Annotated in this window: 4 protein-coding genes and 1 tRNA gene; 4 read left to right on the plus strand and 1 reads right to left on the minus strand. The window is 66.0% G+C overall.

Going from position 1 to position 3,951, the window contains the following annotated elements:
- Nucleotides 1-646: 646 nt before the first annotated feature.
- Nucleotides 647-1,273, minus strand: coding sequence for an SOS response-associated peptidase (locus tag JWR86_RS17335; protein WP_299567758.1), 627 nt, complete (start codon nucleotides 1,271-1,273; stop codon nucleotides 647-649).
- A 194-nt stretch (nucleotides 1,274-1,467) separates the two neighbouring features.
- Between JWR86_RS17335 and JWR86_RS17340 the strand changes: the two genes are divergently transcribed.
- From JWR86_RS17340 to JWR86_RS17355, 4 genes are all read left to right on the plus strand, one after another.
- Nucleotides 1,468-1,541 (plus strand) — tRNA-Gly (locus JWR86_RS17340).
- Nucleotides 1,542-1,688: 147 nt separating this feature from the next.
- The gene (locus tag JWR86_RS17345; RefSeq protein WP_299567760.1) at nucleotides 1,689-2,447 is read left to right on the plus strand and encodes an ABC transporter ATP-binding protein; all 759 of its coding nucleotides are present in this window, start codon (nucleotides 1,689-1,691) and stop codon (nucleotides 2,445-2,447) included.
- Nucleotides 2,440-3,189 carry an ABC transporter ATP-binding protein gene (locus JWR86_RS17350; RefSeq protein WP_299567762.1) on the plus strand — a complete coding sequence of 250 codons (750 nt, stop codon included), beginning with the start codon at nucleotides 2,440-2,442 and terminating at the stop codon, nucleotides 3,187-3,189. The genes JWR86_RS17345 and JWR86_RS17350 overlap by 8 nt, the downstream gene beginning before the upstream one ends.
- A gap of 32 nt (nucleotides 3,190-3,221) precedes the next feature.
- Nucleotides 3,222-3,951 (plus strand): ABC transporter substrate-binding protein (locus JWR86_RS17355; protein ID WP_299567764.1); only part of this gene is annotated, 730 nt, incomplete at its 3' end.

Genomic DNA, 3,951 nt, shown 5'->3' on the forward strand with positions numbered 1-3,951 from the left:
CTCGCGCAGGAATCGCGGGGCTTCGCATTCAGAGTCGGCCAGCACCCTCACGCCTTTGGGGAGCGCCGGCAAAAGCTCCTGCTTCTCAACGGTACGACGCCGCCCAGATCGGTCGGCAAGTCATTGGCGGCTCTCACTTCGGAGACGCCACCGTGGTGAAGCTTGAGGGCGTAGACAGTGATGCCGCTCGCGTCACCTCCGCAGAGAAATCGATGACGAACTCGAAACCTGCCTGAGAGAGGGACGTTCCTCCACTCCTGCGCAGATCGCATCCTGCGCTTCCAAAGGGCTTCGCGGCAGTCGCCTAGCGCAGCGCCGTGCATTCTGCTCGCGGAACACGATCTACACAGAGTTCGGCAACTACTCCCTTGTTGGGCATCACCCAGAGCCAGAGTCGGTTGTCGAGGGGAAGCCATATCGGCCGATAAGAACAGACTGGAAAGACCACCGAAACGAAGAGATCATCGGGAATTGCGGCGGGTGCAACACGCCGCAGATCATCGATACCTTCAGAGTGCTATGTCCAGGCGTGTTTGCCGCGCTGTTTGGCGGACGTGATCCCTATTAGAGGGCGTAGGCTGCCGAGCTCGGGACTGCCACCGTTGCGGGTTGCAAGGCCCCTGCGTAGGCGGCGCCCCGATCCCCTTCAGATCAGGCGCGAAACTTCGTTCGGCTCCCTCGCCTGCCGCTCCTCCACGCCGGCCGAAACCTTGTCGACCAGGAGCGTGCCGGCCGGGGCGGGCCGCAGGAGGTGCTCGGCGCTCTGCTCGAGATCGAGCCATGTCGCCCAGTCGCGCCGGTCCAGAACCACCATCTGGCGGTCGTGGTAGGGCGCCGTGTCGGGGCCGGGCTCGCAGGTCAGCATGGTGAAGGCGGCCCCGTCGGCGGTCGGCCGCCACAGGCCGGCAATGCACAGCCAGGGCTCGTCCGCCTTGCGGAAGCGCCATTTGGTTTTCGGGTATTTGGTGCCGGTGAATTCGTAGAAGCCCGAGGCCGGAACCAGGCAGCGCCCGTGCGGAAACCGGCGCCCGTCGCTGCGGAAGTTGATCACGGGGCCGGCCCGGGGCCGCGGGGGCGGAAAGCCCCAGGGCAGCTGCAGCCATTCGGGGCCGCCCTCCGCCGCCCGAATCACGGGCGCGACGTCCGTGGGCTTGATGCTGTCGCGGGGCTCGAGATTGGGCGCAGCCTCGGGAAACTGGACCGGAATCTTCAGCTCGGCGAAGGCTTCCCGGTAGGCGTCATAGGCGATGTCGTTGGCGTAGTTGTTGCACATCGGCATCCCGTGCGGTGCGGCGGGCGGGCCGCGGGCCGCCCGCCGCCGAAGGGCAGGGCGGCGGCGCCCGCCCGGGCCTCCGAACTTGTGCAGCGGGCCGCCCGGCCTGTCACCCCGAGCCGCCGGACAGGCCGGTTCGGAGCCGTCAATTTGCATTGGACAGCCCCCGCCTCGGCCCGCTACGATGCCGGCAGGCGGGTGTAGTTCAATGGTAGAACGGCAGCTTCCCAAGCTGCATACGAGGGTTCGATTCCCTTCACCCGCTCCACTGCCGCGGCCCCGGAGCCGGTCGACCGCGCCGCTCCCGCACGACTCAACCCTTCGTTCAAGTTGACTTGGCAGCGACGGCCATGCTGCATGTCGGCCGCACCCGGGCTGCGGCGCAGGGTCGCGGATGAAACCGGGCTGATCCTGCATGGCAGATGACATCATTTTGTCGACCCAAGGTTTGGGCAAAGATTTCAAGGGCTTTACGGCCGTTGGGGAGGTCGAACTCAAGGTTAGGCGTGGGTCGATCCATGCACTGATCGGCCCGAATGGTGCCGGCAAGACGACCTGTTTCAATCTTCTGACGAAATTCTTGCAGCCGAGCCGCGGGTCCATCGTCTATAACGGCCGTGACATCACGGCCATGAAGCCCGCCGACGTGGCGCGGCTCGGGCTGGTTCGGTCGTTCCAGATCTCGGCCGTCTTCGGCCACATGACCGTGCTGGAGAATGTCCGCATCGCGCTGCAGCGGCGGCTGCGCGGCGACGGCTTCGACTTCTGGCGCTCCGAGACGGTGCTGCGCGAACTGAACGACGAGGCCATGGGCCTGATCGAGGCGGTCGGCCTGACCGGGCTCGCCGATGCGGTCGCCGTGGAGCTTCCCTACGGGCGCAAGCGCGCGCTGGAGATCGCCACCACGCTGGCTCTCGAGCCCGAGATGCTGCTGCTGGACGAGCCCATGGCCGGCATGGCGCATGAGGACGTCGACCGCACCTCCGCCCTGATCCGGCGGGTGTCTGCGAACCGCACCGTTCTTATGGTGGAGCACAATCTCTCCGTGGTGGCCTCGCTGTCGGACCGGATCACCGTGCTGGCGCGCGGCAATGTCCTGGCCGAAGGCGATTACGCCGCCGTCTCGAAGGACCCGCGCGTCGTGGAAGCTTACATCGGGGCTGGACATGCTTGACGCCCTCGAACGCTCGCCTGCCTCTCCGTCCCGGGCGGCCGCCACCCCGCTGCTGGCTGTCCGGAACCTCGAGGCCTGGTACGGCGAGAGCCACGTGCTGCACGGGGTGGCGTTCGACGTCGCCGAAGGCGAGGTCGTGACGCTGCTGGGCCGCAATGGCGCCGGCAAGACCACGACGCTGAAGTCGATCATCGGCATCATGGGCCGCCGCGCCGGCTCGGTGAGCTTCGCCGGCAAGGAGACGATCGGGCTGCCGTCGCGGCAGATCGCCCGTCTCGGCATCGCCTATGTGCCGGAGGAGCGCGGCATCTTCTCGAGCCTGTCGGTGACCGAGAACCTGACGCTGCCGCCGGTGATCAAGCCGGGCGGCATGACGACGGAGCAGGTCTACGAGATCTTCCCCAACCTGAAGGAGCGGGCTGCCAGCCAGGGCACGAAGCTGTCCGGCGGCGAACAGCAGATGCTCGCCATCGGCCGGATTTTGCGCACGGGCGCCAAGCTGCTGCTGCTGGACGAGCCGACCGAAGGTCTCGCCCCGGTGATCGTCCAGCAGATCGGGCGGACGATCCAGCGTCTCAAACGGGACGGCTTCACCATCGTCCTTGTGGAGCAGAACTTCCGGTTTGCTCAAACAGTGGCCGACCGGCATTATGTAGTCGAACAGGGGCGTGTCGTTGACATGATCCCGAACAGCGAGCTCGATGCAAACATCGGCAAGCTGCACACGTATCTCGGCGTCTAAGACCGGGAGACCAAGCCAGGGAGGAACCAGACATGAGAGCGAAGATCCTGCTCCTTGCGACGGCGGCCGCTATTACGGCCGGTGCCGCCCAGGCGCAAATCTCTGTGAAGCTCGGCGTGATGAACGACCGATCCGGCGTCTACTCGGATATCGGTGGCGAAGGCTCCGTCGTTGCGGCCCGGATGGCGATCGAGGACTTCAAGGCGGCGGAGAAGGGGATCAAGGTCGACGTCGTCTCGGCCGACCACCAGAACAAGCCCGATGTCGGGTCAAACCTCGCCCGGCAATGGTACGACCAGGACGGGGTCGACGTGATTCTGGACGTTCCGACCTCGTCGGTGGCGCTCGCTGTCCACCAGATCACGCGCGACAAGAACAAGATCTTCCTCAATTCGGGCGCGGCGACCTCCGATCTGACCGGCCCGTCCTGCTCGCCCAACACGGTGCACTGGGCCTACGACACCGTTCAGCTCGCCAATGTGACCGGCGGCGCCATGGTGAAGCAGGGGGGCGACAGCTGGTTCTTCCTCACGGCCGATTACGCGTTCGGCCACGCACTCGAGCGTGACACCACCGCGGTCGTCCTCAAGAACGGCGGCAAGGTCGTAGGCGCGGTGAAGACCCCGTTCCCGAGCAACGACTTCTCCTCGTTCCTGCTGCAGGCGCAGGCCTCCAAGGCCAAGGTGATCGGGCTCGCCAATGCCGGCGGCGACACCGTCAATTCCTTCAAGCAGGCGTCGGAATTCGGCATCACGCAGGGCG

Origin of the sequence: Enterovirga sp., from assembly GCF_028290205.1 — a bacterium.
Classification (GTDB): Bacteria; Pseudomonadota; Alphaproteobacteria; order Rhizobiales; family Beijerinckiaceae; genus Enterovirga.